26 protein-coding genes are annotated in these 25643 nt (G+C 61.3%); 12 read left to right on the forward strand and 14 right to left on the reverse strand.

Annotated features, from left to right (window positions below; genetic code table 11):
* Positions 1-62: 62 nt before the first annotated feature.
* Both ntrC and AB1781_01950 read right to left on the reverse strand, forming a co-directional pair.
* Positions 63-1502 (reverse strand): nitrogen regulation protein NR(I), encoded by a 1440-nt coding sequence (gene ntrC / locus AB1781_01945; protein MEW5703337.1) that lies wholly within the window; start codon positions 1500-1502, stop codon positions 63-65.
* Entirely contained in the window at positions 1499-2605 is a 1107-nt protein-coding gene (locus AB1781_01950; GenBank protein MEW5703338.1) for an ATP-binding protein, read from the reverse strand. The genes ntrC and AB1781_01950 overlap by 4 nt, the downstream gene beginning before the upstream one ends.
* A gap of 198 nt (positions 2606-2803) precedes the next feature.
* Between AB1781_01950 and AB1781_01955 the strand changes: the two genes are divergently transcribed.
* From AB1781_01955 to AB1781_01965, 3 genes are read left to right on the forward strand one after another with little or no spacing between them, the layout of a single operon-like run.
* The gene (locus AB1781_01955) at positions 2804-3961 is read left to right on the forward strand and encodes a bifunctional 2-C-methyl-D-erythritol 4-phosphate cytidylyltransferase/2-C-methyl-D-erythritol 2,4-cyclodiphosphate synthase (GenBank protein ID MEW5703339.1); all 1158 of its coding nucleotides are present in this window, start codon (positions 2804-2806) and stop codon (positions 3959-3961) included.
* A gap of 6 nt (positions 3962-3967) precedes the next feature.
* Complete coding sequence (locus AB1781_01960; GenBank protein ID MEW5703340.1) at positions 3968-4456, forward strand: phosphatidylglycerophosphatase A; 489 nt, start codon at positions 3968-3970, stop codon at positions 4454-4456.
* A gap of 6 nt (positions 4457-4462) precedes the next feature.
* Entirely contained in the window at positions 4463-4963 is a 501-nt protein-coding gene (locus tag AB1781_01965; GenBank protein ID MEW5703341.1) for a CinA family protein, read from the forward strand.
* Here AB1781_01965 and AB1781_01970 read toward each other — a convergent pair.
* The 11 genes from AB1781_01970 to tpiA form a co-directional block, all read right to left on the reverse strand.
* A complete protein-coding gene (locus AB1781_01970) occupies positions 4960-5412 on the reverse strand; it encodes a type II toxin-antitoxin system RatA family toxin (protein MEW5703342.1) in 453 nt (150 codons plus the stop codon). The genes AB1781_01965 and AB1781_01970 overlap by 4 nt on opposite strands.
* Positions 5413-5420: 8 nt before the next feature.
* Positions 5421-6338: a lipoyl synthase gene (lipA, locus tag AB1781_01975; protein ID MEW5703343.1), complete on the reverse strand. Its 918-nt coding sequence runs from the start codon at positions 6336-6338 to the stop codon at positions 5421-5423.
* A gap of 7 nt (positions 6339-6345) precedes the next feature.
* Complete coding sequence (gene lpdA, locus AB1781_01980) at positions 6346-7746, reverse strand: dihydrolipoyl dehydrogenase (protein MEW5703344.1); 1401 nt, start codon at positions 7744-7746, stop codon at positions 6346-6348.
* A complete protein-coding gene (locus AB1781_01985; protein MEW5703345.1) occupies positions 7739-9034 on the reverse strand; it encodes a pyruvate dehydrogenase complex dihydrolipoamide acetyltransferase in 1296 nt (431 codons plus the stop codon). Before AB1781_01985 ends, lpdA begins: the two co-directional genes overlap by 8 nt.
* Positions 9035-9059: 25 nt before the next feature.
* A complete protein-coding gene (gene pdhA, locus AB1781_01990) occupies positions 9060-10118 on the reverse strand; it encodes a pyruvate dehydrogenase (acetyl-transferring) E1 component subunit alpha (protein MEW5703346.1) in 1059 nt (352 codons plus the stop codon).
* Between the two features lie 123 nt (positions 10119-10241).
* Entirely contained in the window at positions 10242-10622 is a 381-nt protein-coding gene (locus AB1781_01995) for a septum formation initiator family protein (protein ID MEW5703347.1), read from the reverse strand.
* 110 nt (positions 10623-10732) lie between these two features.
* The gene (gene eno / locus AB1781_02000) at positions 10733-12013 is read right to left on the reverse strand and encodes a phosphopyruvate hydratase (protein ID MEW5703348.1); all 1281 of its coding nucleotides are present in this window, start codon (positions 12011-12013) and stop codon (positions 10733-10735) included.
* Between the two features lie 22 nt (positions 12014-12035).
* Entirely contained in the window at positions 12036-12881 is an 846-nt protein-coding gene (kdsA, locus tag AB1781_02005; protein MEW5703349.1) for a 3-deoxy-8-phosphooctulonate synthase, read from the reverse strand.
* A 13-nt stretch (positions 12882-12894) separates the two neighbouring features.
* On the reverse strand, positions 12895-14526 hold the full coding sequence (locus AB1781_02010; GenBank protein ID MEW5703350.1) for a CTP synthase: 1632 nt from the start codon (positions 14524-14526) through the stop codon (positions 12895-12897).
* Positions 14527-14625: 99 nt separating this feature from the next.
* Positions 14626-14952 (reverse strand): preprotein translocase subunit SecG, encoded by a 327-nt coding sequence (gene secG, locus AB1781_02015; protein ID MEW5703351.1) that lies wholly within the window; start codon positions 14950-14952, stop codon positions 14626-14628.
* A gap of 77 nt (positions 14953-15029) precedes the next feature.
* Positions 15030-15785: a triose-phosphate isomerase gene (gene tpiA, locus AB1781_02020; protein ID MEW5703352.1), complete on the reverse strand. Its 756-nt coding sequence runs from the start codon at positions 15783-15785 to the stop codon at positions 15030-15032.
* A 203-nt stretch (positions 15786-15988) separates the two neighbouring features.
* Here tpiA and AB1781_02025 point away from each other — a divergent pair, with 203 nt between their 5' ends.
* Positions 15989-17878 (forward strand): peptidyl-prolyl cis-trans isomerase, encoded by a 1890-nt coding sequence (locus AB1781_02025; protein ID MEW5703353.1) that lies wholly within the window; start codon positions 15989-15991, stop codon positions 17876-17878.
* A 9-nt stretch (positions 17879-17887) separates the two neighbouring features.
* On the forward strand, positions 17888-19414 hold the full coding sequence (gene trpE, locus AB1781_02030) for an anthranilate synthase component I (protein ID MEW5703354.1): 1527 nt from the start codon (positions 17888-17890) through the stop codon (positions 19412-19414).
* Here the strand turns inward: trpE and AB1781_02035 are convergent.
* The gene (locus AB1781_02035; GenBank protein MEW5703355.1) at positions 19411-20106 is read right to left on the reverse strand and encodes a divergent polysaccharide deacetylase family protein; all 696 of its coding nucleotides are present in this window, start codon (positions 20104-20106) and stop codon (positions 19411-19413) included. The genes trpE and AB1781_02035 overlap by 4 nt on opposite strands.
* On the opposite strand from AB1781_02035, the gene AB1781_02040 reads away from it, so the two are divergent.
* From AB1781_02040 to lexA, 7 genes are all read left to right on the forward strand, one after another.
* Positions 20093-20395, forward strand: a complete 303-nt coding sequence (locus tag AB1781_02040) for a hypothetical protein (GenBank protein MEW5703356.1) — start codon at positions 20093-20095, stop codon at positions 20393-20395. The genes AB1781_02035 and AB1781_02040 overlap by 14 nt on opposite strands.
* 279 nt (positions 20396-20674) lie before the next feature.
* Entirely contained in the window at positions 20675-21250 is a 576-nt protein-coding gene (locus tag AB1781_02045; GenBank protein ID MEW5703357.1) for an aminodeoxychorismate/anthranilate synthase component II, read from the forward strand.
* Between the two features lies 1 nt (position 21251).
* Positions 21252-22283, forward strand: a complete 1032-nt coding sequence (gene trpD, locus AB1781_02050) for an anthranilate phosphoribosyltransferase (protein ID MEW5703358.1) — start codon at positions 21252-21254, stop codon at positions 22281-22283.
* A 5-nt stretch (positions 22284-22288) separates the two neighbouring features.
* Positions 22289-23107, forward strand: coding sequence for an indole-3-glycerol phosphate synthase TrpC (gene trpC / locus AB1781_02055; protein MEW5703359.1), 819 nt, complete (start codon positions 22289-22291; stop codon positions 23105-23107).
* 10 nt (positions 23108-23117) lie between these two features.
* Complete coding sequence (moaC, locus tag AB1781_02060; protein MEW5703360.1) at positions 23118-23594, forward strand: cyclic pyranopterin monophosphate synthase MoaC; 477 nt, start codon at positions 23118-23120, stop codon at positions 23592-23594.
* Positions 23595-23596: 2 nt separating this feature from the next.
* Complete coding sequence (gene glp / locus AB1781_02065) at positions 23597-24808, forward strand: gephyrin-like molybdotransferase Glp (GenBank protein MEW5703361.1); 1212 nt, start codon at positions 23597-23599, stop codon at positions 24806-24808.
* A 115-nt stretch (positions 24809-24923) separates the two neighbouring features.
* Positions 24924-25640 (forward strand): transcriptional repressor LexA, encoded by a 717-nt coding sequence (lexA, locus tag AB1781_02070; protein ID MEW5703362.1) that lies wholly within the window; start codon positions 24924-24926, stop codon positions 25638-25640.
* Positions 25641-25643: the final 3 nt, after the last annotated feature.

Raw genomic sequence — 25643 nt, forward strand, 5'->3', positions numbered from 1 at the left:
TCTATTTTTCCAAGGGCGCGACGTGCAAAAAAACGAAGCCGGAGATCGGCCTTTCGCCAACGTTATTTTAGGCCGCGAACGACCGGAATGTCCAACTCGCGGATTTTCTTGCGAAGCGTGTTCCGGTTAAGACCAAGAATCTCGGCTGCCTTGACCTGATTTCCCCGGGTCGCGACGAGGGTAAAGGCGAGCAGCGGCTTTTCCACTTCGCGGACCACGCGCCCATACAGGTCGGGCGGCAGTTCCTCCATGCTTTCTCCGAAGGCGTTTTTCAGGTGCCGTTCGACGGCGGCGCCCAGACTTTCCGCCTCGGGCGGCGGCGGGACGGCCGGCGGGCGGAAATCGGCCAGTTCGGATTCAATGATGTCGAGACCGATGATCTCCTGGGAATAAAGGGCAACGAGCCGGCGAACGAGATTTTCCAACTCGCGCACATTTCCGGGCCAGCCGTGTTGTTTCAGCCGTTCCATCGCCGGCGCCTCCAACGCTTTCAGCGGTAACCCTTCGGTTGCCGCCTCCGCAAAAAAGTGTTGCACAAGCGCCGGAATGTCATCGGTACGTTCGCGAAGCGGCGGCAGGCGGATCGGAACGACGTTGAGGCGATAGAAAAGGTCTTCGCGGAAAAGCCCCTGGTTGACGAGCTGTTGCAGGTTACGGTGAGTCGCGGCGATGATGCGTACGTTTGCGCGGATCGGCGTTCGTCCGCCGACCGTCGTAAATTCGCCCTCCTGCAGGACCCGGAGAAGCCGCGTCTGCGCTTCGACCGGCATATCGCCAATCTCGTCCAGGAAAAGAGTGCCGCCTTCCGCTTGCTCGAAGCGTCCGACGTGGCGGTTGGCCGCCCCCGTGAAGGCACCTTTTTCGTGACCGAAAAGTTCGCTTTCGATCAACTCGCGGGGAATAGCCGCCATGTTGATTGCGACGAAGGGCGCGTTCCTGCGTTTGCCGAAGTCATGAAGGGCGCGGGCGACGAGTTCTTTTCCGGTTCCCGATTCGCCCGAGATCATGACGGTCAGGTCAGTCGCCATCAGGCGCGCCAGGATCCGGTAGATTTCCTGCATGGCAGGCGAACGCCCGATGAGGGGGAGTTGCTCTTCCGTCTCTCCATTCCCCGGTTCGGTCCCACGCGGCCGTTCGCGTACTGTGAGCGCACGTTCGACGACGTGCACGAGTTCGTTGAGATCGAAAGGCTTCGGCAGGTATTCGAACGCACCCCGTTCCGTTGCCCGCACGGCGGTCAGCAGCGTATTTTGGGCGCTCATGACGATGATTCGAAGATCGCTCCGCAGTTTTTTGATCCGCGGGATTAGATCGAGACCGTTCTCGTCCGGCAGAATGACGTCCGTGATGACAAGCTGGCCGTCGCCCTCGCTGATCCATTTCCAAAGGGTCGCAGCGTTGCCGGTCGAGCGCACTTGATAGCCCTTGCGGTTCAGGGCTTGTTCGATCACGATGCGGATCGCGCGGTCGTCGTCTGCCAGAAGAATGGTGGCCGCCGTCATTTGCTTTCCTTACCCCCCTCGTCCATCGGAAGCATGATGCGAAAGACCGTCCGATGCGGCGCGCTGTCGAACTCGATCACCCCGCCATGGCCGTCTATGATCTTTGCCACCAGCGCGAGCCCTAGGCCCGTCCCGTTCACCTTTGCCGTCACGAAGGGGTCGAAGAGATGCGGGCGAATCTCTTCCGGGATACCCAAACCGTTGTCGCGGACACTGACGGCGATCGGCAGCAAAACACGGTGGCTTCCGTTCGGGCTGCTTAAGCGCATGCCGTGCTGGTAGGAAGTCAGGAGAGCGATTTCCCCATTGGTTTCCGGTACCGCCTCAGCGGCGTTCTTCACCAGGTTGAGGAAGACCTGAATCAACTGATCCCGGTTGCCGGAAACCGGGGGCAAGGATGGGTCGTACACCTCAACGAAGCGGACGTGCCGGGCGAAGCCGTTCTGGGCGATCTGCCGAACGCGTTCGAGCACTTCGTGAATGTTGACCGGCCCGCGGCGAAGGGGAAGGCTTTCGGAGAAAGTCTCCATCCGGTTCACGAGCGTGCAGATGCGGTCCGTCTCGTCGCAGATGAGGCGCGTAAGCGCCCTGTCCTCGGGGCCAAGGCCCTGCTCTAAAAGCTGTGCTGCGCCGCGGATTCCGGAAAGCGGATTCTTCACCTCATGCGCCAGCATGGCGGCCATCGCCGCGACGGAGCGGGCGGCCCCTTTATGGGTGAGTTGGCGGTCGATCTTCTGGGTGACGGAACGTTCGTGGATGGCCAGTAAGAGATGGCCTTTCCAGTCAATGACGGGGGCGACTTGGATCGCAACGAGGCGGGACGCGAAACGCGGACCGCTCAAGTGGAGGTCGTATTCGAAAATGCTGCTTCCCTCTTCGCGCACCTGCTGGATCAGCACGAAGAGCGGGCTGTCGGCTGGCACGAGCCCTTCCAGGGGTCGCCCGAAAAGGTGGATTTCGCTGGCCTCGAAAAGCTGTTCGGCCGCTTGGTTTGCATACCGGATTTCGTTTTCCGGCCCGATTACGACGAGAGGGTTTGGCAGGCTGGCCAGGATGTTCTCGATCCCAAGCCGCCCCCCAGCCGCCGTTTCCATTCGTTCCATATGTGAAGGGCGCATTTTGTTATATACTTGATATAGATGAGTTTTTTATATAATCCGGCAAAGAATATGAGTATTTTTTAGGCAGTATATATAGTGCATAATTTTTATGCAATCCGGGCAATTTTTCCATCTCTTGGCAAATTGCTTGCCCCACGGCTAGGTTGACCCGGTCTTTTGTAGAGAGCCCATGAAAAAAATATGTCTGGTTGCATTGCGTTAATCGTTGCCGGTGGCCGCGGCCACCGGCTTGGCGGCGAGCGGCCGAAGCAGTACTTACCGCTGGGCGGCAAGGAAGTCCTGCGCCACACCGCCGAGACGTTCGCGACGCATCCGAAAGTGGTGGCGACGCGGGTCGTCATCCACCCCGACGATCGCGAGCTTTACGCGCACGCGACGTCCGGCCTTCCTCTGCTCGACCCGGTGCCTGGCGGCAAAACCCGACAGGAATCCGTGCGTCTTGGCTTGGAGAGTCTGGAACCGCGTCTCCCCGATTATGTCCTCATTCACGACGCCGCCCGGCCGTTCGTCCAGGCGGTGACGATCGAGCGTGTCCTCGAAGCGCTTGCCTCGGGCCCGGCGGCGATTGCCGCCATCCCCGTTTCGGACACGCTGAAACGCCAGACAGAAGGCCAGATCATTGGCGATACGGTCGACCGGACCGGCCTATGGCGGGCACAAACTCCGCAAGGGTTTCATTTCGCAGCCATCCTCGAGGCGCATCGGAAGGCAATGGGCAAGGACTTGACGGACGACGCCGCCGTAGCCGAAGCCGCCGGGATGCCGGTCCGGCTGGTCGCTGGATCGGAGGAAAACTTCAAGGTGACGACGCCGGAGGATTTTGCCCGCGCCGAGCGGATACTGCGTGGCGAGGCTGGCCTTCTTCGCGTCGGCCAGGGCTTCGACCTTCATCGCTTCGGTGTCGGCGATCATGTCATGATCTGCGGTGTTCCCATCCCCCACAGCCACGGGATCGATGCCCATTCGGACGGCGACGTCGGTTTGCACGCGCTGACGGACGCGATCCTGGGCACCCTTGGCGAGGGTGACATCGGCACCCATTTTCCGCCTTCGGATCCGAAGTGGCGGGGCGTCGATTCGGCTATCTTTCTGCAAGGCGCGCTCGCCCGGCTCTCGAAGCGAGGCGGCAGGCTTCGCAACCTCGACGTCACGCTCATTTGCGAGACGCCAAAGATCGGCCCTCACCGCGGCGCCATGGTCGCGCGCCTTGCCGTCCTCACCGGGCTTTCGGAAAACGCAATCAGCGTGAAGGCGACGACGATGGAGGGCCTCGGATTCATCGGGCGGCAGGAAGCCATCGCCGCCCAGGCCATCGCAACCGTCGTGCTTCCGGAATAGACGCCCTTGGAAACTTCACACAAAGCCCCTTCCCTGCCCTTTTGGCATCCGGCGTTCTGGATAGGGACGGCGTTCGGCATCGGCCGCCTCCCGTTCGCGCCCGGCAGTTGGGCGTCGCTTGCCGCTCTTCCCCTTGCCTGGGGCGTGACGGGCGCTTTCGGGCAGGCCGGGCTTGCGGTCCTCGCCATTCTTTTCGTACCGGTCGGGATCTGGGCGGCCGGCGTTTATGCCAGCGCCTACGAAAAGACCGACCCGCCCGCCGTCGTCATAGACGAGGTCGTCGCCCAATGGCTCGTGCTCAGCATGGTGCCGAGGGAAGTGCTTTTTTACGGTCTTGGCTTTTTTTTCTTCCGCCTCGCCGACATCCTGAAACCTTGGCCTATTCGCGCCATCGAGCGGGGCTTGCCCGGCGGTTTCGGCATTATGGCCGACGACGGGATGGCTGCGGTTTATGCAATCGCCGGGCTTCTGCTCGTGCGCTTCCTTCTCGGCTGACGGCACATGTTTTCAAGGGAATTGCTGGAAGAGACGCGGACACTTCTTCTGCTGTGCCACCGCCATGGGCTTCGCCTCGTCACGGCCGAATCCTGCACTGGCGGTCTCGTTACCGGCTGCTTGACGGAAATTCCGGGTGCTTCGAACGTGCTTGAACGCGGCTTTATCGTTTATGCGAATGAAGCAAAGGAAGCCCTGCTCGGCGTTTCGAAAAGATTGATCGAAACCCACGGCGCCGTCAGCGAGGCGGTTGCCCGCGCCATGGCGGAAGGCGCCCTTGCATCTGCCGGTGTGGATCTTTCCATCGCCACAACGGGGATCGCAGGCCCAGGCGGCGGGACGCAGGATAAGCCGGTCGGCCTCGTGCATCTGGCCACCGCCGCCCGCGGGCGCCCCACCCTTCACGCGCGCCACGTCTTTTCGGGCGACCGCACGGCGATCCGGCTGCACGCCGTGCAGGCGGCGATCGGACTTTTGAGGCGGCAAGCGGAAGGCCTCGTCTCTTAGGTCCCTTTTCCTTTTGGGACGCCGTAAATCGTATGCGCGCGGGCCTCGAAGGCCGCGACCAGCCGCCGCACCGCCTCATCGAAAAGGGGACCGGCTATTTTCTGGAAGAGGCGCGCGTGGAACTCGAAGTCGATGTAGAAGTCCAGGATGGAGCCGCCGTCCGGCGCCCTTTCGAAAACCCAGTGGTTGTTCAGGTGGCGCAGCGGGCCCTTCGTGTAGCGGACGTCGATCCGGTGCGGACGGTCGAAAACGTCAACGGAAGAAAAATGCTCGCGGAACATCTTGAAGCCGATGACAAGGTCCGCGTAGACCGTGTTTCCCTCGCGTCTTTCGATGCGCGCGGCCAGGCACCATGGAAGAAATTCCGGGTAGCGCTCGATATCGGCCACAAGGTCGAACAGCTGTTCCGGCGTGTAGGGCAGATGGCGCTTTTCGGCGTGGGTCGGCATGCGGCCGGTCAGTCGCCGGCAAGGCGTGCCTCGCGCGCCGTGCGCAGCGCTTCGAAGTCCTTGTCGGCGTGGTAGGAGGAGCGCGTCAACGGCGAGGAGGCGACCATCTCGAATCCCTTGGCCAGGGCGATCTTGCGGTAATCCGCGAAGATTTCCGGCGTGATGTAGGCGACGACGGGCGCGTGGCGCGGGGTCGGCTGCAAGTATTGGCCGATGGTGAGGAAGTCCACGTCCGCCGTACGCAGATCGTCCATGACCTGCAGCACCTCTTCCTTCGTCTCGCCCAGACCCACCATGATCCCGGACTTCGTGAAGATCGAAGGGTCGAGCCTTTTGGCCCGCTCAAGCAGGCGAAGGGAATGGTAATATCTGGCCCCCGGACGAATCCGCCGGTAAAGGCCCGGCACCGTTTCGAGGTTGTGGTTGAAAACGTCCGGCCTTGCCGCAATGACCGCCTCGATCGCGCCTTCTTTTCGCAGGAAATCGGGCGTCAGCACTTCGATTGTCGTTTGGGGGGCGCGCTTCCGGATTTCCCCGATGCAGCGAACGAAGTGGCTGGCGCCGCCGTCCGCCAGGTCGTCCCGGTCCACGGACGTGACGACGACGTGATGAAGCCCGAGTTCCGCTACGGCCAGGGCGACGTTCTCCGGCTCGTGCGGATCGAGAAGATCGGGCTTGCCGGTGGCGACGTTGCAGAAGGCGCAGGCCCGCGTGCACACGTTTCCCAGGATCATGACGGTCGCGTGCTTGTTGGCCCAGCATTCCCCGATATTCGGGCAGGCCGCTTCCTCGCACACCGTGTTCAGGCGAAGCCGGCGCATCAGGTTGCGGGTTTCGGCATAGGCGTGCGAGGTCGGTGCCTTCACGCGGATCCACGGCGGCTTCCGGAGCGGTTCGTGCGGGTGCAGGTTTTCGACGTCGCCCATCTTGCTCCTAGAAATGAATGGCCCGGCCATAGGCGTCAAGGACGGCCTCGTGCAGGGTCTCCGAAAGGGTGGGATGCGGGAAGATCGCGGCGATCAGCTCGGCTTCCGTCGCCTCCAGCGTGCGTGCGATCATATAGCCCTGGATCAACTCGGTCGCCTCCGCCCCGAGGATATGGGCGCCAAGCAATTCGCCGGTCTTCGTGTCGAACACCGTCTTTACTAAACCCTCCAGGGCTCCCATGGCGACCGCCTTGCCGTTTCCCCGGTATGGGAAGCGCCCGACCCGCACCTCATGTCCCGCCGCCTTCGCCGCCTTCTCGGTGAGGCCTACGCTTGCCACCTGCGGCATCGAATAGGTGCAACCCGGGATCCGCGTCACGTCGAGGGGATGGACGCCTTTCACGCCGGCGATCTTTTCGACACAGAGTACCCCTTCATGGCTCGCCTTGTGGGCAAGCCAGGGCGGGCCGACGAGATCGCCGATCGCAAACACCCCCGGTTCGCCGGTCTCGAGCCATTCGTTGACTAAAACGTGCCCTTTTTCGACCCGCACCTTTGTCCCTTCGAGGCCCAGGTCTTCGGTGTTTCCGGTGATGCCGACCGCGAGGATGGCGCGCGCCGCTTCGATCGTTTCTTCCTTGCCGTTTGCCTTTACCTTCGCCGTCAGGCGATCGTTGCCCTTCTTGATATCCACCACCTCGGCCTTCGTCAGAATGCGAATTCCCTGCTTCGTAAAAGCCTTGCGGGCAAGGTCGGAGATTTCCTCGTCCTCCGCAGGCAGGATGCGATCGAGAACCTCGACGACCGTGACCTCGGCGCCCAGGTTCCGGTAGAAGCTTGCGAATTCGATCCCGATGGCGCCGGAGCCGATGACCAGAAGCGATTTCGGAAACGCGGCGGGCACCATCGCTTCCCGATAGGTCCAGACGAGCTTGCCGTCCGGCTCTAGGCCGGGGAGCGTTTTCGCCCGGGCGCCGGTCGCCAGCAGGATATGCTTCGCCGCGACGGCGCGGGTTTCCGCCTTGGCTTTTGTAATCTCGATCTTCCCCTTGCCTTGAAGTCGGGCGCGGCCTTCGATGACGTCCACTTTGTTTTTCTTCAGAAGGTAAGCGACCCCCTTCGCAAGTTGATCAGCGACCGCCCGCGAACGCTTAACTATTTTCTGAATATCGAATTGTATCTCCTTGGCAGAGAAGCCGTAATCGTCAAGGTGCCGAAGAAGGTGGTGAATCTCCGAACAATGCAGAAGCGCCTTCGTCGGAATGCAGCCCCAGTTGAGGCAGATGCCGCCGAGATGCTTCTCCTCGATCACCGCCACTTTGAGACCGAGCTGGGCCGCCCGGATTGCCGCTACATAGCCGCCCGGCCCGCCGCCCACGATGGCGATGTCGTAATTCGGATCAGCCATAGCCGGCTTCCTTGAGAAGCATGCGGGCGGGCTCCTCGACATAACGCTTGAAGGCGGCCAGGAATTCCGCACCTTTTGCGCCGTCCACGACGCGATGGTCGCAGGTGAGCGTGGAGATCATCACCGTTGCGATTGCAACCGCGCCGTCCCGCACGACTGGCCGCTTCTCGCCGGCGCCCATCGCCAGGATACATGCCTGCGGCGGATTCAAGATGGCGTCGAACTGGCGGATTCCGAGCATGCCGAGATTCGAAACCGTGAACGTGCCGCCCTGGAATTCCTCGGGCCGCAATTTGCCGGCCCGCGCCTTCTCGGCAAGCACCTTCGCCTCACGGGCGATTTCCCGGACGGTTTTTGCCTCCGCCCCTCGGAGGACCGGTGTGATAAGCCCGCGCTCGGTTGCCACCGCCATCGCGATGTCCGCCCCTTCGTACTGGCGAATCGCTTTCCCTTCCCAGCTCGAATTCACTACCGGCACCTCCATCAGCGCCAGCGCCGCCGCGCGGATCAGGAAATCGTTCACCGACAACTTTTCCCTTTCTTCCAGCATATCGTTGGCTTGTTGCCGGATGGAAAGAAGCGCATCGATCGCGCAGTCGATTGAAAGGAAGAAGGTGGGAACCTCCTGGTGGACCTTTGTCAGGCGCTCGGCGAGCACGGTGCGAATATTCGTGTTCGGGATTTCCTTGGAAGACGGCATGGTGCCGGGGGCGCGCGGGATGGGCCGCCCTGGCAGAGGCATAACGGCCCGTCTCGACACGCTTTCGACGTCGGCCTTGACGATTCGGCCGTGGGGGCCGGTCCCCCGAACGGCGTGCAGGTCGAACCCGGCCTCCTTCGCCAGCCGCCTCGCCAGCGGACTCGCGAAGACCCGCGTGCCCGGCTTGGCGCTTTCCTGTCGGGGTTGGGCTTCCACCGTCCTTGGTGCGGCCGGTTTGGCTTCGGTGGGGGTTTGTGGCTTCGGCGCTTCCCGCGCCGCCGGCTTTTCTTCCGCCTTTTTCGGCGCGGCTGGCACGACGGGCACGGGTGCGGGTTCCGCCCCGGCAAGGGCGCCGGCGTCCTCGCCTTCCTCGAGAATCCAGGCGATCGGCGCGTTCACCCGAACCCCTTCGGTTCCTTCGGCAACCAAAATCTTTCCCAGGACCCCCTCGTCCGTCGCCTCAAGCTCAAGCGTCGCCTTGTCGGTCTCGATCTCCGCCAGCACGTCGCCCGCGGCGATTTTCTCCCCTTCCCGCTTTACCCAGCGCGCAAGCTTCCCCTCCTCCATCGTCGGGCTCAGCGCGGGCATCAAAACTTGCTTCGGCATGGCGTTACTAAGTTCGGACTTCGATCAGGATGTCGGTCAGGAGTTCTTCGCCGGCCGGTTCGGGACTCTTCTGGCTGAATTCGGCGGCTTCCGAGACGACCGCCTTTACTTCGCGATCGATTTCCTTCAGGCCCTCTTCCTTCACCTTGCCGGTGGCAAGCAATGTCTTGCTCAAGTGATCGATGGGGTCTCGTTTTTCTCGTATTTTTGCGACCTCCTCGCGGCTCCGGTACTTTGCCGGGTCCGACATCGAATGGCCGCGGTAGCGATAGGTTCGCATTTCGAGAAGCGTTGGCCCCTTGCCGGCGCGCGCATGGGCCGCCGCCTTTTTCACCGCTTTTTCGACCGCGAGAACGTCCATGCCGTCCACCCGTTCGCCCGGAATGCCGACGCTGTCGCCATGCTTGTACATATCGGTGATCGCCGAGGCCCGTTCGACGGCGGTTCCCATGCCGTAGCGGTTGTTCTCGATGATATAGACGACGGGAAGCTTCCAGAGAGAGGCCATGTTGAAGGCTTCGTAAACCTGTCCCTGGTTGGCAGCGCCCTCGCCAAAGAAGGTCAGCACGACGCCGCCGTCGTCTCGGTATTTGTGAGCGAAAGCGATGCCGGTGCCGAGCGGGGCCGTGGCGCCGACGATTCCGTGCCCGCCATAGAACCCTTTGTCGGGCGCGAAGAGATGCATAGAGCCGCCCTTGCCCTTGCATACCCCGTCGCGCCGGCCGGTGAGTTCCGCCAGGATGGTCTTGGCGTCGAGGCCGGCCCCCAGGGCGTGGCCGTGGCAGCGATAGGCGGTGACGTAGGAATCCTTCGGTGGCTCGATCGCCGCCAGCGCGCCTACGACGACGGCTTCCTGTCCGATATAGAGATGGCAAAAGCCGCCGATCAGGCCCATGCCATAAAGCTGCCCCGCCTTTTCCTCGAAGCGGCGTATGAGCAGCATCTGGCGGTAGAAGCCGAGCAGCTTCCCAGGTTCCGAAGGGGTTCCCCGACGGGCGCGACGGCGCCTCGCCAGTGCTTGCGCGACGTCTGCCTTTACCTTTTTCGTGGATTTTTTCGCGGCCATGCAACCCCAACCATGGGTGCTTTCTTAAGGCTAGAACTACGCGCCTGCGGCCGGAATTGCAAGGAAAACCGCGCTACAACATATTCATATTACAGAAAAAAATTAATATAAACTGAATTCAGGTTAATCTTTTTGCGCCGGAAGGCTGGCGGGTTGGTCGGCTTTCGCTTTCGCCGACGGCAACAGAAAGAGAATTTCATCCTCCCGGCCGACACTCAAGAGCCGGCGGGCTTGTTCGTCCAGCATATCGAGATCGAGATGATCCGGGTGCAAAAGGCGGACGCGGCTGGCAAGGGTGTTCCGTTCGAATTCCAGCGTATGAAGGGTCTCCTTCGCCTGTTCTAGCTGATTCGTGAGTTGCAGCCAGGCGAGAATCCCGCGTTCGCCTTGAATCGTGTGATAGCTGAAGTAAGAAACCGCCACGATCCCGAAAACGGGAACGACGATCTGTTTGGCGCGTGCGCGCAACTCGATCAAAAGCGACATGGAAATTAAGGGAATCATGCTGCTTTCGCGCCGTCAACACTTTTTCTTCATCGACGCCCCGCCTGCGGAGGCGACGCGGGTGTTTGCCCAGCGTCATGGATCGAAGGGGTAATTTACATCGGTGAAAGTCAAGTTGCCGTGCGCAGAACGGTTTGGCCGGCATAACGGCCGTTCGGCGTGAGTTCTTCTTCGATGCGGACAAGCTGATTGTATTTGGCAAGCCGGTCGGTGCGGGAAAGCGAACCGGCCTTGATCTGACCGCAATTCGTCGCCACCGCAAGGTCGGCGATCGTGGTGTCCTCCGTTTCGCCGGAACGGTGGGAAAGCACGGCCTTGTAACCGGCCTTGTGGGCAGTCTCGACCGTCTCCAGCGTTTCGGAAAGGGTGCCGATTTGGTTGGGCTTGATGAGAACGGCGTTGGCAACCTTGCGGGCGATTCCTTCCTGCACACGCAGCCGGTTCGTCACGAAAAGATCATCCCCGACGAGTTGAATCTCTGCACCCAGCGCCTTTGTCAGAATTTCCCAGCCTTCCCAGTCGTCTTCCGCCATGCCGTCCTCAATGGAAACGATCGGATGGCGCTTGACTAGATTCCGGTAGAAATCCACGAGACCATTCCGGTCGAATCGCTTCCCCTCGCCCCGAAATTCATAGACGCCGTTCTTGAAAAAGTCGTTTGCCGCCACGTCGAGGGCAAGCCCTATGTCCTCGCCCGGCCGATAGCCGGCCTTCTCGATAGCCTGGACAATGAAGCCGAGCGCTTCGTCGGCGCTTTTTAAATTTGGCGCGAATCCCCCTTCGTCGCCGACATTCGTATTGTGGCCCGCCTTCTTCAACTGCGCCTTCAGCGCGTGGAAAATTTCCGCGCCCATGCGAAGGCCGTCGGCGAAACTCGGCGCGCCGATCGGCATCAGCATGAATTCCTGAATGTCGAGGGGGTTGTCGGCGTGGGCGCCACCGTTCAGGATGTTCATGAGCGGCACGGGAAGAATCCGCGCATGGGCGCCCCCGATATAGCGAAAAAGCGGCAGACCCGCCCCGATCGCCGCCGCCTTGGCGACCGCCAAGCTCACGCCAAGAATGGCGTTGGCGCCTAGGCGCGACTTGTTCGGCGTACCGTCGAGTTCGACGAGGATGCGGTCGAGCGCCACCTGGTCTTCGGCGTCCATGCCGGAAAGGGCGTCGAAAATCTCGCCGTTCACGGCATCAACGGCCTTTTGCACCCCCTTTCCGCCATAGCGACTGCCGCCGTCGCGAAGTTCGACCGCTTCGTGGGTGCCGGTCGAAGCCCCCGACGGCACGGCGGCGCGGGCCATGATCTCGTTTTCAAGGCTAACCTCCACCTCGACGGTCGGGTTGCCGCGGCTGTCCAGGATTTCGCGAGCGTGGATATCGGTAATCGCCATCATGGAACGCTTCTCCCTGGGGAATTTAGGAAAACAAGATCGGTCGCGCCTTTGCGATCCGATCGAATTCGATCAGTTCCTCCAGCAGGGCCGGCAGCCTTGCCATCGGCACCATGTTCGGCCCGTCGGAGGGGGCGTTGTCCGGGTCGGGGTGGGTTTCCAGAAAGACGGCCGCCACCCCCACCGCCACCGCGGCGCGGGCGAGGACGGGCACGAATTCGCGCTGGCCGCCGCTTACGGTTCCCTGGCCGCCGGGCTGCTGGACGGAATGGGTGGCGTCGAACACGACGGGGAAGCCGTCGCGTGCCAGGATCGGCAGGGCGCGCATGTCGGAGACCAGCGTGTTGTACCCAAAGCTTGCACCGCGTTCGCAGACGAGGACGTTAGGGTTTCCCGCCGCCACAATCTTGTGGACGACGTTTGCCATGTCCCAAGGTGCCAGGAACTGCCCCTTCTTGACGTTGATGGCTTTTCCGGTCTTGGCGGCCGCCTCCAGAAGGTCCGTTTGCCGGCAAAGAAAGGCCGGTATCTGCAGCACATCGACGACCTCGGCAACGGGCCTGCATTGATCGGGCGCGTGAACATCCGTCAGCACCGGGCAGCCCAGGCGGGCGCGCACCTCGGCCAGGATGGCAAGCCCCTTGCCGATCCCGACGCCCCGCGGGCTTTTCCCGCTCGTCCGGTTCGCCTTGTCGTAAGAAGACTTGTAAACGAGGCCGATGCCCAGCTTGCCCGTGATCTTGACGAGCGCTTCGGCCGTCTCCAGCGCGTGGCTTTCGCTTTCGATCGCGCAAGGGCCGGCGATCAACGTCAGCGGCAGGTCGTTGCCGACCTTGACCTTTCCGATGGTGACATGGGCATGGCGTGTCATTGGCGGCGTCCGTTTACACCAGTCGCGACTGTTTTACAGCCGCTTCGATAAAGGAAGTAAATAAAGGGTGCGGTTCGAAGGGCCTGGATTTCAGCTCGGGGTGGAACTGCACGCCAATGAACCATGGGTGATCCGCGATCTCGATGATTTCCGGCAACCTGCCGTCCGGAGACATGCCGGAGAAGCGAAGGCCGACGGCGGCAAGCTGGTTGGTGTAGTTGATGTTCACCTCGTAGCGATGACGGTGACGCTCGTGGATCAGTTTCTCGCCCTTGTAGATTTCGGATACCCGGCTTCCAGGTTCGAGATGGCACGGATAGGCGCCAAGCCGCATGGTGCCGCCCAACTCGTCCTTCGCCGTTCGGTGAACGGTCGCCTCGCCCTGGGCCCATTCCGTCATGAGCCCGATGACCGGTTCCTTCGTCGGTCCGAACTCCGTCGAATTCGCTTCCCGAAGCCCCGCGAGGTGCCGGGCAATCTCGACGACGGCCATTTGCATTCCAAAGCAGATGCCGAAATAAGGCACGCGCCGTTCACGGGCGAATTCGACGGCGGCAATCTTGCCTTCCGAGCCGCGCTCGCCGAAACCGCCCGGCACGAGAATCCCATGCACGTCTTCGAGTTTTTGGACGGCGTTGCCGTTTTCGAAGATCTCGGAATCGATCCAGTCCAGGCTCACCCGGACATGATTCGCGATGGCGCCGTGATCGAGCGCTTCGATAAGGGATTTGTAACTGTCCAACAAGTTGACGTATTTGCCGACGATGGCGATCTTCACCTCGCCTTCGGGCGAATGGATTCGCGCGACGATGTCCCGCCAGCGGTTTAAGTCCGGTTGGCGGTCACGAGCGACGTTGAAATGACGGCAAACCTGCTCGTCGAATCCTTCCGCGTGGTAGCTTAAGGGAACCTCGTAAATCGATCCCACGTCTTTGGCGGGAATGACTGCCTCCTCGCGGACGTTGCAAAAGAGCGCAATTTTTCGCCGCTCGGAGGCGGGGATTTCGCGATCGCTCCGGCAAAGCAGGATGTCCGGCTGAATTCCGACGCTCAAGAGTTCCTTTACGGAGTGCTGCGTCGGCTTTGTCTTTAATTCGCCGGAGGACGGGATATATGGCAGCAGCGTGAGATGCACGTACATGGTGCGCTCGCTGCCAAGTTCGTTGCCAAGCTGGCGGATTGCTTCGAGGAAAGGCAACCCTTCGATGTCGCCGACCGTGCCGCCGATTTCGCATAGGACGAAATCCTCGTCCTTAAGATCGGCCAGGATGAATTCCTTGATGGCGTCGGTGACGTGGGGGATGACCTGAATGGTGGCTCCGAGATAGTCACCCCGGCGTTCCTTCGCGATGACGGAGGAATAAATCTTGCCGGTCGTGACGTTATCCGTCCGCCGGGAAGAAACGCCGATAAAGCGCTCGTAGTGGCCAAGGTCGAGATCGGTTTCCGCCCCGTCGTCGGTGACGTAGACCTCGCCGTGCTGATAAGGGCTCATCGTGCCCGGGTCTACGTTCAAATAGGGATCGAGCTTGCGAAGGCGGACCTTGAATCCGCGCGCCTGCAGTAGCGCGCCGAGCGCCGCGGAGGCGATTCCTTTTCCAAGTGAGGAGACCACGCCGCCGGTGATGAAAATGAACCGCGTCATGGAATTACAGCTTACCCGAAAAAGGGGGCCTGCCAAAAGCACCAAAAACAAAAGAGGCGGCAAAAACGCCGTTTCGGTTTTTGGAGCCTAAGCCCCGCGTCATTCGCCCAAGGGAGCGTTTGGTTCGGCCGCCGGTGCAATGGGCGCCACTTCAAGGGGAACCGCGGCGGGTTCCTTGATATCGAGAATCGACTGCGGTTTCGATGATTGGTTGGCGAGGATGGCCAGCGTAAGGCTTGTCACCATGAAAAGGGCGGCCAGGATCGCCGTCGTGCGGGTCAGCAAATTGGCCGTTTCCTTGGTCGTAAACAGGCTGCCGCCGCTGCCGCCAATTCCCAGGCCGCCGCCTTCGCTCTGCTGCAGCAGCACGACGCTCACGAGCGCAATCGCAAGTAAAAGATGAACGACGAGAAGGACCGTGGTCATTCGACTGGTTTTTCGCTGCTTTCTGCCATTTTTCGGCGGGCCGTCCCACGCCTTTTACTGAATTTTGCCTAGGAATGCTAGCCACAACTCGCAATTCGGCAGAATTCTTCGGCATCGAGACTGGCGCCGCCGACCAGAGCGCCATTCACCTCGGGCATTGGCAAAATATCTGGCGCGTTCTTCGACGTTACGGAACCGCCATAGAGGATACGCAAAGCGTCCGCCCCGCCGAAACGTTTGCCAAGGCGTGCCCGGATCCATGCATGCATGGCGCGGATATCGTCCGCCGCCGGCGTTTTTCCGCTGCCGATCGCCCAGACCGGCTCGTAGGCGATGACGGTGTTTTTGTCCGAAGCCCCATCTGGCAGGGAACCGTCAAGCTGCGCACCGACGATCGCCTCTGCCCTGCCCGCCTGCCGTTCCGCCGCGCTTTCGCCTACGCACAGGATGACGGTAAGGCCCGCGGTATGGGCCGCCCGCACTTTCGCCCGCACAAGGGCGTCGGTCTCCCGGTGAGCCTGGCGGCGTTCGGAATGGCCGAGGACGACGAAGCGGCATCCAATATCGGCCAGCATAACGGCGGCAATATCGCCGGTGTGGGCGCCCGGTTTTTCGGAATGGCAATCTTGTGCACCGAGAAGAATTCCGCTTCCCTTAAGCGCTTCGCCGACCATGCCGAGAAGGGTTGCCGGCGGGCAAAGGAGAAGGTCAACCTTCCCACGGTCCGCCGCCCGCCAGCGTTTGACGACGGCTTGGGTCAGTGCGCGCCCGGTTTCGCAAAGCCCATTCATTTTCCAATTGCCGGCGATTAACGGGCGTGGTGCATCAGCCATGTTGGTTTCCGGTGTCCCTGTTTCCCGCCAAATCGTTGAGGCGCCTGCGTAGCATAGGGCAAGCCCCCTTTCCAGTCTCGAAGGTGAACGTAAAACGCTCCATTCTGTGGTTGCGGGGGATTGGCGCCCTCTTTATCATGCGGCTGGCAACGGCTTGAATTCATGCCTTTTTTTTAACCCAACACCTCACCTCACGATTTCATATGCTGGCTTCGATCCGTAAACGCACAGCCTCCTGGGTTGTCAAAGGACTTCTCCTTCTCCTCGTCCTGAGTTTCGCGGCGTGGGGGATCGGCGATATTTTTCGCGGCGGACGCGAAAGCACGGTTGCAGAGGTCGGTGGCATCCGCATCACCGGCACCCAGTTTATGCGTGAATTTCAACGGGAAATTGACCGCATTCAGTATGTCTTCGAAGGCACCCTAACGACCGAACGGGCTCGCGAAATGGGCCTCGTGGACAATGCGCTCGACCGCCTGATTTCAGGCCTCGTCTTCGAGCTTGAAGCGCAAGCCCTCAGGCTCGCTACCTCGGACGCGCTGGTAGCTGTGCAAATTCGGGCCAACCCTTCCTTCCGTGACGGGTTCGGGGAATTCAGCGAGGAAGTCTTCTATCGCCTTCTGGCCGATAACCGGTTGACGGAAGAGGAATTCGTAAAGCTGGTTCGCTCTGGAATCCTGCGCAACCAGCTGACCGAAGCCGTCACCCACGGGACGGTCCTTCCGGAACGCTTGGGTGTGGCGCTTTTCAAGTTCCTGAAAGAAAAACGGGTGGCGGAGGTCGTCGAGATTCCAGCGAGTAAGGTGAAAGAGATTGGAAGCCCCGACGCGAACGCGTTGACAGACTATTATGAGGCCCATATCGGCACATATATGGCGCCGGAATACCGCGCTATCACGGGGATCATCCTTACCCCCGCCCACTTCATGGGCGAAGTCGATATCCCCGAAAAGGAACTTCGGGAAGAATACGAGAACGAGGCGCGCATCGGCGAACTCGGCATCCCGGAACACCGCGAAATCGAACAAATTCTTCTTTCCGATCAGGAAAGCGCCACGCAGGCGGAGGCGATGTTGGCTGCCGGCAAGACCTTCGAGGAAGTGGCAAGGGAAGCTGGAAAAATCAAAGAGGGCGTCAGTCTTTCTCTCGGCAACCACCCGCGCCAGAACCTAATTCCGGAGATAGCCGACACGGCCTTCCAGTTGCCGGAGGGCGCGATCAGCAAGCCCATCCGCAGCCCCTTTGGCTGGCACATCCTGCGCGTGAAAAAAATCGAGCCCAGTTCGACCCCTTCTTTCGAAGATGTGCGGGCCCAGATTGCCGAAGGGATTGCCCAGGACCGGGCGATCAACAGCCTGTATGCGGTTTCGACGCAGCTTGAGGACCTTCTCGCCGGCGGGGCTTCTCTCGATGCGGCTGGAAAGACGTTAAACCTTCCCATCTCTCATTTCGACAAAGTGACCGCCAAGGGGAAAGACGCAGCCGGGAAGCCGATAGCAAGCTTTCCCGACATCCAAGACTTTCTCGCGGTCGCCTTCAAAACGGCGGAAGGCGAAAACAGCGCACTTACGGAAACCAAAGAAGGTGGTTTTTTTCTACTGCGAGTCGACTCCATTACACCTTCGACGGCCCGTCCGCTGGAGGAGATTCGCGCCCAGGTGATCGCCGACTGGCAGGCGAAGGAACGGATGGGCAAGGCTAAAGAGACAGCGGCCTTGCTTGTTGCAGAGGCCGGGAACAAGGAAAGCCTCAAGACGCTTGCCCGCAATCGCGGCCTGGCCTTTACGGTATCCCGCCCCCTGGCCCGGGACGAAGAGGACGATGGTTCTGGCGTTACCGCCGAACTCGTTCGCGAGATTTTTGCGGCTAAGCCCGGCGCTGTGGTGATGGCACCGTCCAAAAACGGCTATGCCGTTGCCGAAGTGAAGAAAATTCTGGAAGCCGATATCGAAAAGGATACGAAAGCGCTTGAGGAAGTCCGGCAGGAAGCGCTAGAAGCGATGGCCGGCGACGTCCTCGATCAATACGCGGCCGCGTTAAGAAAAAAATACGGGGTAAAAGTGAATCGCTCCGCGATAGAAGCCGCGTTCTGACCGCGGGCGATGCGCATTCAGCCTGCCTTTTCCGATTTTGTGAAGAGCTACCAAGACAACCGCGCCCAGGTCGTGTGGACGGAACGGGTGGCCGATCTGGAAACGCCCGTTTCGGCCATGCAGAAGCTTGCCAAGGACGCACCGAACGGTTTTCTCCTTGAATCCGTCGAGGGTGGCGCCGTCCGCGGGCGTTACTCGTTCATCGGCATTCGTCCGGACGTTGTTTGGCGCTGTTTCGGAGACCGGGCGGAAATCAACGAGAACGCTGAAGCCGGCGGCGGTGATTTCGTTCCGGTTTCGGACGGCGCGCTGCGCTCGTTCCGCGCACTTCTGGCAAAATCCGCGATCGATTTACCCGAGGCATTGCCGCCGATGGCGGCCGGCCTTGTCGGGTACATGGGCTATGACATGGTCCGGTTGATGGAACGCCTGCCGGCCAAGAACCCGGACGGTATTGCCGGCCTACCGGACGGCATGTTCGTTCGCCCGACGATGATGGCGATCTTTGACAACATCGCCGATACGGCAACCCTGGTTACGCCGGTGCGCCCGAAGCAAGGGGTGACGGCGGAAGAAGCCTACGCGGCGGCGGAGAAACGCCTTCGTCAATGTCTCGGCACCCTTGAAGCAGGGCTTGCGCACGAAACCGTGGCGTCATCCGCCACCGGAGAAGCGCCCCCAATCACCTCGAACATGACGCGCGAGGCCTATCATGGGATGGTCGAACGGGCGAAGGAATACATCCGGGCGGGCGATGTCTTCCAGGTCGTGCCTTCGCAACGCTTCCAGCTTCCTTTTTCCTTGCCGCCCCTCGCCCTTTACCGGGCGCTTCGCCGGTTAAACCCCTCGCCTTTTCTTTTTCTGCTCGATTTCCAGGGCTTCGCGGTCGTTGGTTCCAGCCCCGAGATTATGGTGCGGGTACGCGACGGCAAGATCACGATCCGGCCCATCGCCGGCACCCGACGGCGCGGCGCCAACGCGGAAGAGGATCGCCGGTTGGCGGAGAACCTGCTGAACGACCCGAAGGAGCGGGCCGAGCACCTCATGCTGCTCGATCTTGGCCGGAACGACGTCGGCCGTGTGGCCAAGGTCGGCACGGTTCGCGTCACGGAAGAGATGGCCGTCGAACACTACTCCCACGTTATGCATCTGGTTTCGAACGTCGAGGGCGAACTCGACCCCAAATTCGATGCGACCGACGCGCTAATCGCGGGCTTCCCCGCCGGCACCGTTTCCGGCGCACCGAAGGTGCGGGCGATGGAAATTATCGAGCAACTTGAACCGGATCGCCGGCGTATTTACGGCGGCTGCGTCGGTTACTTCGCGGCGAACGGCGCGATGGACAGCTGCATCGCGCTTCGCACCGCCGTCGTCAAGGACGGAACAATGTATATTCAGGCGGGTGGCGGGGTGGTCGCGGACAGCGACCCGGAGGCGGAATATCAGGAGAGCCGCAACAAGGCGATGGCGCTTCTGCGCGCCGCGGAGGAAGCCCTGCGTTACGCCGCCCGCGGCAAGGAAAAGGCCTCTTCCTAGTTGGCGCTAGACCGCCGGTCCGGATCTTCGAGATGCCGGCGGACAATCGCGCTGACCGGTACCAGCGCGAAGCCTTTTCCTTCAAGGCTAGGCAGCCATTCCCGCAACGCCTTCAAGGTGATCCCATGGGGATGGCCGATCGCAATGGCCGACCCTCCTTTCCGGGCGAGCGCTTCGAGCTCGGCGAGGCTCTCTCGCAGATTTTCGATCGAGCGTATATTGTCGAGAAAAACCTGACGCTCGGCGAAAGGCACCCCGATTTCCTCGGCCACTCTCCTGGCCGCGGTTTCTGCCGTCGTCCTCGAATCGATGAACAGAAGGCCGCGTTTTTTCAGTTCTTTGAAGACGATGGCGAGGCGTGCCGGGTCTTTCGTGAACTTGCTGCCCATGTGGTTGTTGATCCCGACATAGTGATCGAAACGGTCGAGATCCCACCGCAGCCGTTTCAGCACCTCGTCCGGCCCCAACCGCGTGAGGAGCACTTGCGGACCCGGGTCTTCTCCCCCTTCCCCATCCGGCTCCATCGGGACATGGACCAGCAACTCGTGCCCGGCCGCCCGCGCCTTCGCCGTCAGTTTCGGCAAATTCTCCGCGTAAGGAAGAAAGGCAAGGGTAATAGGCGGCGGCAGGTCGATAGCGGCTTCCGTGCCCGCTTGATTGGGGCCGAGATCATCAAGGATGACGGCGATCATCGGCTTCGCCCCTGCCTCTGGCGCGGGCATGGCGTTTCGCATCCATTGCGGCACTGGCATTGGCGCTGGCACCGGCGCGGGTAGGGTCTCGACCCGGTTCGCGGGCTTGGGTAAAGCTTTACTCGGTGCGGGAACACTGGCCAAGATTTTAGGCGCCGCCGGCTTCTCCGCGAAAAAGAGCGCCACGCCGGCACCGAGCCCCAGCCCCAGCCCAAGGAAAAGAAAGGCGATGAAGATCGTTTTCCAAGGCCCCGCCAATTGTTTTTGCCACTTATGCATGTCGAAATGAACGGAGCATGAAGGAGGGTCCCTTCCCTTTATATATTTCTATATCTCACTTTTCGGCGTAAGTTTTCGGCCCTTGCCGAGACGGCCTTTTTGCTGGATGAGAAGGCGCGGTTGGCATCGGGAGTTTAAGTGACAATCATACTGACTTAAATATGCATTTATTAATATGGTTAACTTGATGTATACCATAAAATTAAAACTTTATATCTAATTATTTGTTATTTATAGAAATTAAATTATTTTAAGTTAATAATTAATATTATATATATAATGTATTGAAATGTTTCTATTAATTGATAATTACGACAGCTTTGTTTACAATTTATACCACTATTTTTGCGAACTTGGCGCCAAAATGGAAGTAAGGCGAAATGATGCCCTGACCGTCGAGGAAGCCCTCGCCCTTAACCCGGAGGGAATCGTCATCTCGCCCGGCCCCTGCGATCCGGATCGCGCCGGGATCTGCCTCGACCTGATCACCGCCGCGGCCGGCACCTACCCCATTCTCGGCGTCTGCCTGGGCCATCAGGCGATCGGCCAGGCCATGGGCGGCAAGGTCGTCCGGGCGCCGGTCCCGATGCACGGCAAGGTAAGCGAGATCCATCATACCGGCACCGACGTCTTCGCGGGCCTGCCCAACCCCTTCCCGGCGACCCGCTATCATTCCCTCGTCGTCGAGCGCAAGAGCCTGCCGGACTGCCTGACCGTAACGGCGGAAACCGAGGATGGTCTGGTCATGGGTCTCGCCCATAAAGAGCTGCCGCTTTACGGCGTCCAGTTCCACCCGGAAAGCATCGCCTCCGAGCATGGGCATGCCTTGCTCCGGAACTTCCTGAAACTGGCTTCCGGGGCCTGAAATGGTGCAGGAAAAAATCACCCTCCGGCCCTTTCTCATCAAGGTCGTCGGCGGCCAGACACTCGACGAGGCCGAAGCGGAGGCAGCCTTTCGCATCCTGATGGCGGGCCAGGCAACGCCGGCCCAGATGGGGGGCCTTTTGATGGCCTTTCGCATGCGCGGCGAGACGGTGGCCGAAATCACCGGCGCCGCCCGCGTGCTGAGGGCCGAGGCGCTCGCCATCCGGGCCCCGGAAGGCGCCATCGACACCTGCGGCACCGGCGGCGACGCCTCCGGCACCCAGAACATCTCTACGGCAACCGCGCTGGTGGTGGCCGGGGCCGGCGTGCCCGTCGCCAAACATGGCAATCGCGCTATTTCCTCGAAATCCGGCTCGGCCGACGTGCTGGAAGCCCTCGGCGTCAATCTGGCGGCCGATTTGAAGCAGGTGAAGCGCGCGCTTGGGCAAGCCAAGATTGGCTTTCTATTCGCGCCCCGCCACCACGAGGCGATGCGCCACGTGGCCGAGGTGCGCGAGGAACTCGGCACCCGGACGATCTTCAACCTGTTGGGTCCCTTAGCCAACCCGGCCGGTGCCAGGCGTCAGCTTCTGGGCGTCTATTCCAAGGCCTGGGTCGAGCCGATGGCCCGCGTGCTGAAAAATCTGGGGGCGACCCGGGCCTGGGTCGTTCATGGGAAAGATGGCCTCGACGAACTCACGACGACAACGACGAGCTACGTCGCCGCCCTGGCCGCGGGCCGCGTGCGAACCTTCGAGGTGACGCCCGAGGACGCCGGCCTGCCCCGGGCCAAACCCGAGGCGCTCAAGGGCAAGGACGCCCGGACCAACGCGAAGGCGATCCGCGATCTCCTTGATGGCCAAGAAGGGCCTTTCCGCGACATCGTTCTCCTGAACGCGGCGGCCGCCCTGATCGTTGCGCAGAAAGCAAAAAACCTGCGCGAAGGGGTCGCCCTGGCCGGGCAAGCGATCGCTAGCGGACGGGCGAAACGGGCGCTCGCCAAGCTTGTGGCGATCACCAACGGAAAGGGATGAGGCCGTTGCGCGGAACCCTGGGCCGCATCTGTCTCGAAAAACGCGAGCGTGTCGCCCGTCTGCGCGAGGTGCGGCCTCTGCCGGAGATGATCGTGCTGGCAGAAGCCGCGCCACCTGCCCGCGGCTTTCTCGCTTCCCTCGAAAAGGCTCGCGCCGCCGGCCGGTACGGCCTTATCGCCGAGATCAAGCGTGCCTCGCCCAGCCGGGGCGTCATCCGCGAGGATTTTGACCCGGTCGCCTTGGCCAGGGCTTACGAGGCAGGCGGTGCGACCTGCCTTTCCGTGCTCACCGACGAGCCCTGGTTCCAGGGTCGCGACGCCTATCTCACGGCGGCGAGGGAAGCCACCGGCTTGCCTGTCCTGCGGAAGGATTTTCTGCTCGACCCCTATCAGATATATGAATCCCGCGCTCTCGGCACCGATTGCGTGCTTCTGATCCTGGCCGCCCTTGGGGAGGAAGAGGCGCTCGGGCTCGAAAAGATCGCGCAGGAACTTGGCATGAGCGTCCTCATCGAAGCCCATACGGAAGCCGAACTCGAACAGGCGCTGACCATGAAATCACGGCTGATCGGCATCAACAACCGCAACCTGGAGACCCTAGAGGTCAATCTCGAGACGACGGAACGCCTGGCGCCGAGGGCATCAAAAAGCCGGCTTGTGGTATGCGAAAGCGGCCTTTCGACGCCGGCTGATCTCGCCAAAATGGCGAAGGCGGGGGTGACGACCTTCCTGATCGGGGAAGCCCTCTTGCGCGAAACCGACGTTGAGGCCGCGACCCGGGCGCTCCTCGCCGGGACCGCCGCTGAAGTGGCAGGAAAGGCCTAGGCTCGTATTTATGACCAAGGACTTCACGCATTTCGACGCCAAGGGAAACGCCGCCATGGTGGACGTCACGGCCAAGGACGAGACGGAACGGATCGCCACCGCCAAAGGTGCCGTTCTCATGCAGCCGGAAACCCTGCGGAAAATCCAGGAAGGCACCCTGAAGAAGGGCGACGTGCTCGCCGTCGCCAGGCTTGCCGGAATCCAGGGAGCAAAACGGACGGCGGAGCTCATTCCGCTTTGCCACCCCTTGGCGCTCACCGCCATCGAGGTCGAGTTAGCCTGCGACGCAGCCCGAAGCGCCGTCGAGATTACCGCCACCTGTCGGGTCAAGGCCCGCACCGGCGTCGAGATGGAGGCGCTGACGGCAGTCGCCGCGGCGGCGCTCACCGTTTATGACATGTGCAAGGCGGTGGACCGGGGTATCCGCCTGACGGACATCCGGCTTGTCTATAAATCAGGTGGAAAATCTGGAACTTATGAATCCTAGCAATGATATCTGTTGAAGAAGCTGTCGCCAGAATTCGGGCCGCCCTCGAGCCTCTGCCCATCGAGAGGATAGCCCTCGGCGAGGCCCTAGGCCGCGTCCTGGCGGAAGACCTGACGGCCGAACGGATGCAGCCGCCGCTCGCCGTCTCGGCGATGGACGGCTATGCGTTACGCGCTGCTGATATCGCTGTCGTGCCGGCGACCCTGGTCGTGATCGGTGAAAGCCGGGCCGGACAATCCTTCGAAGGTGAGGTCGGTACCGGGCAAGCGGTTCGGATCTTTACCGGGGCGGCCCTGCCGAAAGGAGCCGACATAGTCATCATCCAAGAAGTTACGAAAATGGCGAATGGCTCTGTTATTGTTAATGAAAACGCTCGTAATAGGCATTTTGTACGCTCCGCCGGCCTCGATTTCCAAAAAGGCGACGTGCTGCTCAAGGCGGGCCTGCGCCTGACCCCCCGCGCCCTTGGTCTGGCCGCGGCAATGAACCGCGCCCATCTGCGGGTGCGGCGCAAGCCAAGGATCGCCGTTCTCTCGACCGGCGACGAGCTAGTGGAACCGGGGTCGGCCCTCGCCTCCACCCAGAACGTCAACTCGAACGCCTATACGCTTGCCGCCCTCATTCAGAGCCTTGGCGGCGAGGCGACCGACCTTGGTATCGCCCGGGACAGCCGGGAATCCCTGCTCACCCTGGTGGCGAAGGCCAAGGAGGCGGATCTTCTCGTCACCTCGGGCGGCGCTTCCGTCGGCGATCACGATCTCGTACGCAGCGCGCTCGGCGAAGAAGGTCTCGAGCTTGCCTTTTCGGGGGTGGCAGCACGGCCCGGCAAACCAACGTTTTTTGGGCATCTCAAGGGAACCCCAATGCTTGGCCTGCCCGGCAACCCGGTTTCGGTCGCCGTCGGCGGCCTGATCTATCTGCGCCCGGCTATCGAAGCCCTGCTTGGCATGCACCCCGCCGGCGCGCCGCGCGAGACCGCCCGGCTGGCCGTGGCCCTTGAAGCAAACGGCCCGCGGGAAGCCTATTTAAGCGCAACCAGCGAATGGGCGGCCGACGGCGCGCGTCTCGTCACCCCCTTCTCCGAGCAGGACAGTTCCATGCTGGCCCAGACCGTTCGCGCCGATTGCCTGGTTATTCGGCGGCCCTACGCGGCTTCGGCCGAAGCCGGAGAAACCATTGAAATCCTCCGCTTTGACGGGCCGGGCTGCGGCTGACTGCCGGTCGGCTTCGCAAGCCCCCTCTTGACGCTTATCAAGAACTAAACTAGAACATGGAAAAAAGTTTTCCTTTTGTTCCATATTTAGAAACCCAAGTGTTGAGAGGCCTCGGATGTTGACGAAGAAGCAGCATGAGCTTTTGGCTTTCATTCGTCGGCGGCTTAAGGAAACTGGGGTGGCGCCCTCTTTTGACGAGATGAAGGTGGCCCTCGACCTCAAATCGAAATCCGGGATTCATCGCCTGATTACGGCGCTTGAGGAACGCGGCTTCATTCGCCGCCTGCCCCATCGGGCTCGCGCGCTCGAAGTGCTGAAATTTCCTGAGGCCAGTGGCGGCCCACGCCTTCTGGCCGACAGGGAAGAACGCGACGGCGGCATGGTTATCCAAGGTAATTTCCGCCCCCTGCACGCGGAACCGGACGAAATGGCGGATGCCGGCGTCATCGAACTGCCCTTGCTTGGCCGAATTGCCGCCGGTACCCCGATCGAGGCGCTGCGCGACCCGACGGCGGCAATCGGCGTGCCGGCCAGCCTGCTGGGCCCCGGCAATCACTATGCGTTGGAAGTGACCGGCGATTCGATGATCGAAGCCGGCATCTACGACGGCGATACGGCCATTATCCAGGAGTGCGATACAGCGGACAGCGGCAGCATCATCGTTGCCCTGATCGACGGCGAGGAAGTCACCCTAAAACGGCTGCGTCGGAAAGGCGCCTCCTCCATCGCGCTGGAGCCCGCCAACGCGCATTACGAAACGCGGATTTTCGGCAAGAACCGCGTGCGCATACAGGGCAAACTGGTCGGGCTTTACCGCCGGTATTTCGAATAGACC

This window comes from Pseudomonadota bacterium (genome assembly GCA_040752895.1).
Classification (GTDB): Bacteria; Pseudomonadota; Alphaproteobacteria.

Excerpts from the sequence above, each read along its gene's own strand:
- secG (MEW5703351.1), bottom strand. The coding sequence starts at position 14,952 with ATGACCACGGTCCTTCTCGTCGTTCATCTTTTACTTGCGATTGCGCTC.
- AB1781_02025 (MEW5703353.1), top strand. The coding sequence starts at position 15,989 with ATGCTGGCTTCGATCCGTAAACGCACAGCCTCCTGGGTTGTCAAAGGA.
- lexA (MEW5703362.1), top strand. The coding sequence starts at position 24,924 with ATGTTGACGAAGAAGCAGCATGAGCTTTTGGCTTTCATTCGTCGGCGG.
- AB1781_01985 (MEW5703345.1), bottom strand. The coding sequence starts at position 9,034 with ATGCCCGCGCTGAGCCCGACGATGGAGGAGGGGAAGCTTGCGCGCTGG.
- AB1781_01950 (MEW5703338.1), bottom strand. The coding sequence starts at position 2,605 with ATGGAACGAATGGAAACGGCGGCTGGGGGGCGGCTTGGGATCGAGAAC.
- AB1781_02010 (MEW5703350.1), bottom strand. The coding sequence starts at position 14,526 with ATGACGCGGTTCATTTTCATCACCGGCGGCGTGGTCTCCTCACTTGGA.
- kdsA (MEW5703349.1), bottom strand. The coding sequence starts at position 12,881 with ATGACACGCCATGCCCATGTCACCATCGGAAAGGTCAAGGTCGGCAAC.
- AB1781_01965 (MEW5703341.1), top strand. The coding sequence starts at position 4,463 with ATGTTTTCAAGGGAATTGCTGGAAGAGACGCGGACACTTCTTCTGCTG.
- trpD (MEW5703358.1), top strand. The coding sequence starts at position 21,252 with ATGGTGCAGGAAAAAATCACCCTCCGGCCCTTTCTCATCAAGGTCGTC.
- pdhA (MEW5703346.1), bottom strand. The coding sequence starts at position 10,118 with ATGGCCGCGAAAAAATCCACGAAAAAGGTAAAGGCAGACGTCGCGCAA.
- tpiA (MEW5703352.1), bottom strand. The coding sequence starts at position 15,785 with ATGGCTGATGCACCACGCCCGTTAATCGCCGGCAATTGGAAAATGAAT.
- AB1781_02045 (MEW5703357.1), top strand. The coding sequence starts at position 20,675 with ATGTTTCTATTAATTGATAATTACGACAGCTTTGTTTACAATTTATAC.
- ntrC (MEW5703337.1), bottom strand. The coding sequence starts at position 1,502 with ATGACGGCGGCCACCATTCTTCTGGCAGACGACGACCGCGCGATCCGC.
- glp (MEW5703361.1), top strand. The coding sequence starts at position 23,597 with ATGATATCTGTTGAAGAAGCTGTCGCCAGAATTCGGGCCGCCCTCGAG.
- moaC (MEW5703360.1), top strand. The coding sequence starts at position 23,118 with ATGACCAAGGACTTCACGCATTTCGACGCCAAGGGAAACGCCGCCATG.
- AB1781_02035 (MEW5703355.1), bottom strand. The coding sequence starts at position 20,106 with ATGATCGCCGTCATCCTTGATGATCTCGGCCCCAATCAAGCGGGCACG.
- lipA (MEW5703343.1), bottom strand. The coding sequence starts at position 6,338 with ATGGGCGACGTCGAAAACCTGCACCCGCACGAACCGCTCCGGAAGCCG.
- AB1781_01995 (MEW5703347.1), bottom strand. The coding sequence starts at position 10,622 with ATGATTCCCTTAATTTCCATGTCGCTTTTGATCGAGTTGCGCGCACGC.
- AB1781_01970 (MEW5703342.1), bottom strand. The coding sequence starts at position 5,412 with ATGCCGACCCACGCCGAAAAGCGCCATCTGCCCTACACGCCGGAACAG.
- AB1781_01955 (MEW5703339.1), top strand. The coding sequence starts at position 2,804 with ATGTCTGGTTGCATTGCGTTAATCGTTGCCGGTGGCCGCGGCCACCGG.
- trpE (MEW5703354.1), top strand. The coding sequence starts at position 17,888 with ATGCGCATTCAGCCTGCCTTTTCCGATTTTGTGAAGAGCTACCAAGAC.
- AB1781_02040 (MEW5703356.1), top strand. The coding sequence starts at position 20,093 with ATGACGGCGATCATCGGCTTCGCCCCTGCCTCTGGCGCGGGCATGGCG.
- eno (MEW5703348.1), bottom strand. The coding sequence starts at position 12,013 with ATGATGGCGATTACCGATATCCACGCTCGCGAAATCCTGGACAGCCGC.
- lpdA (MEW5703344.1), bottom strand. The coding sequence starts at position 7,746 with ATGGCTGATCCGAATTACGACATCGCCATCGTGGGCGGCGGGCCGGGC.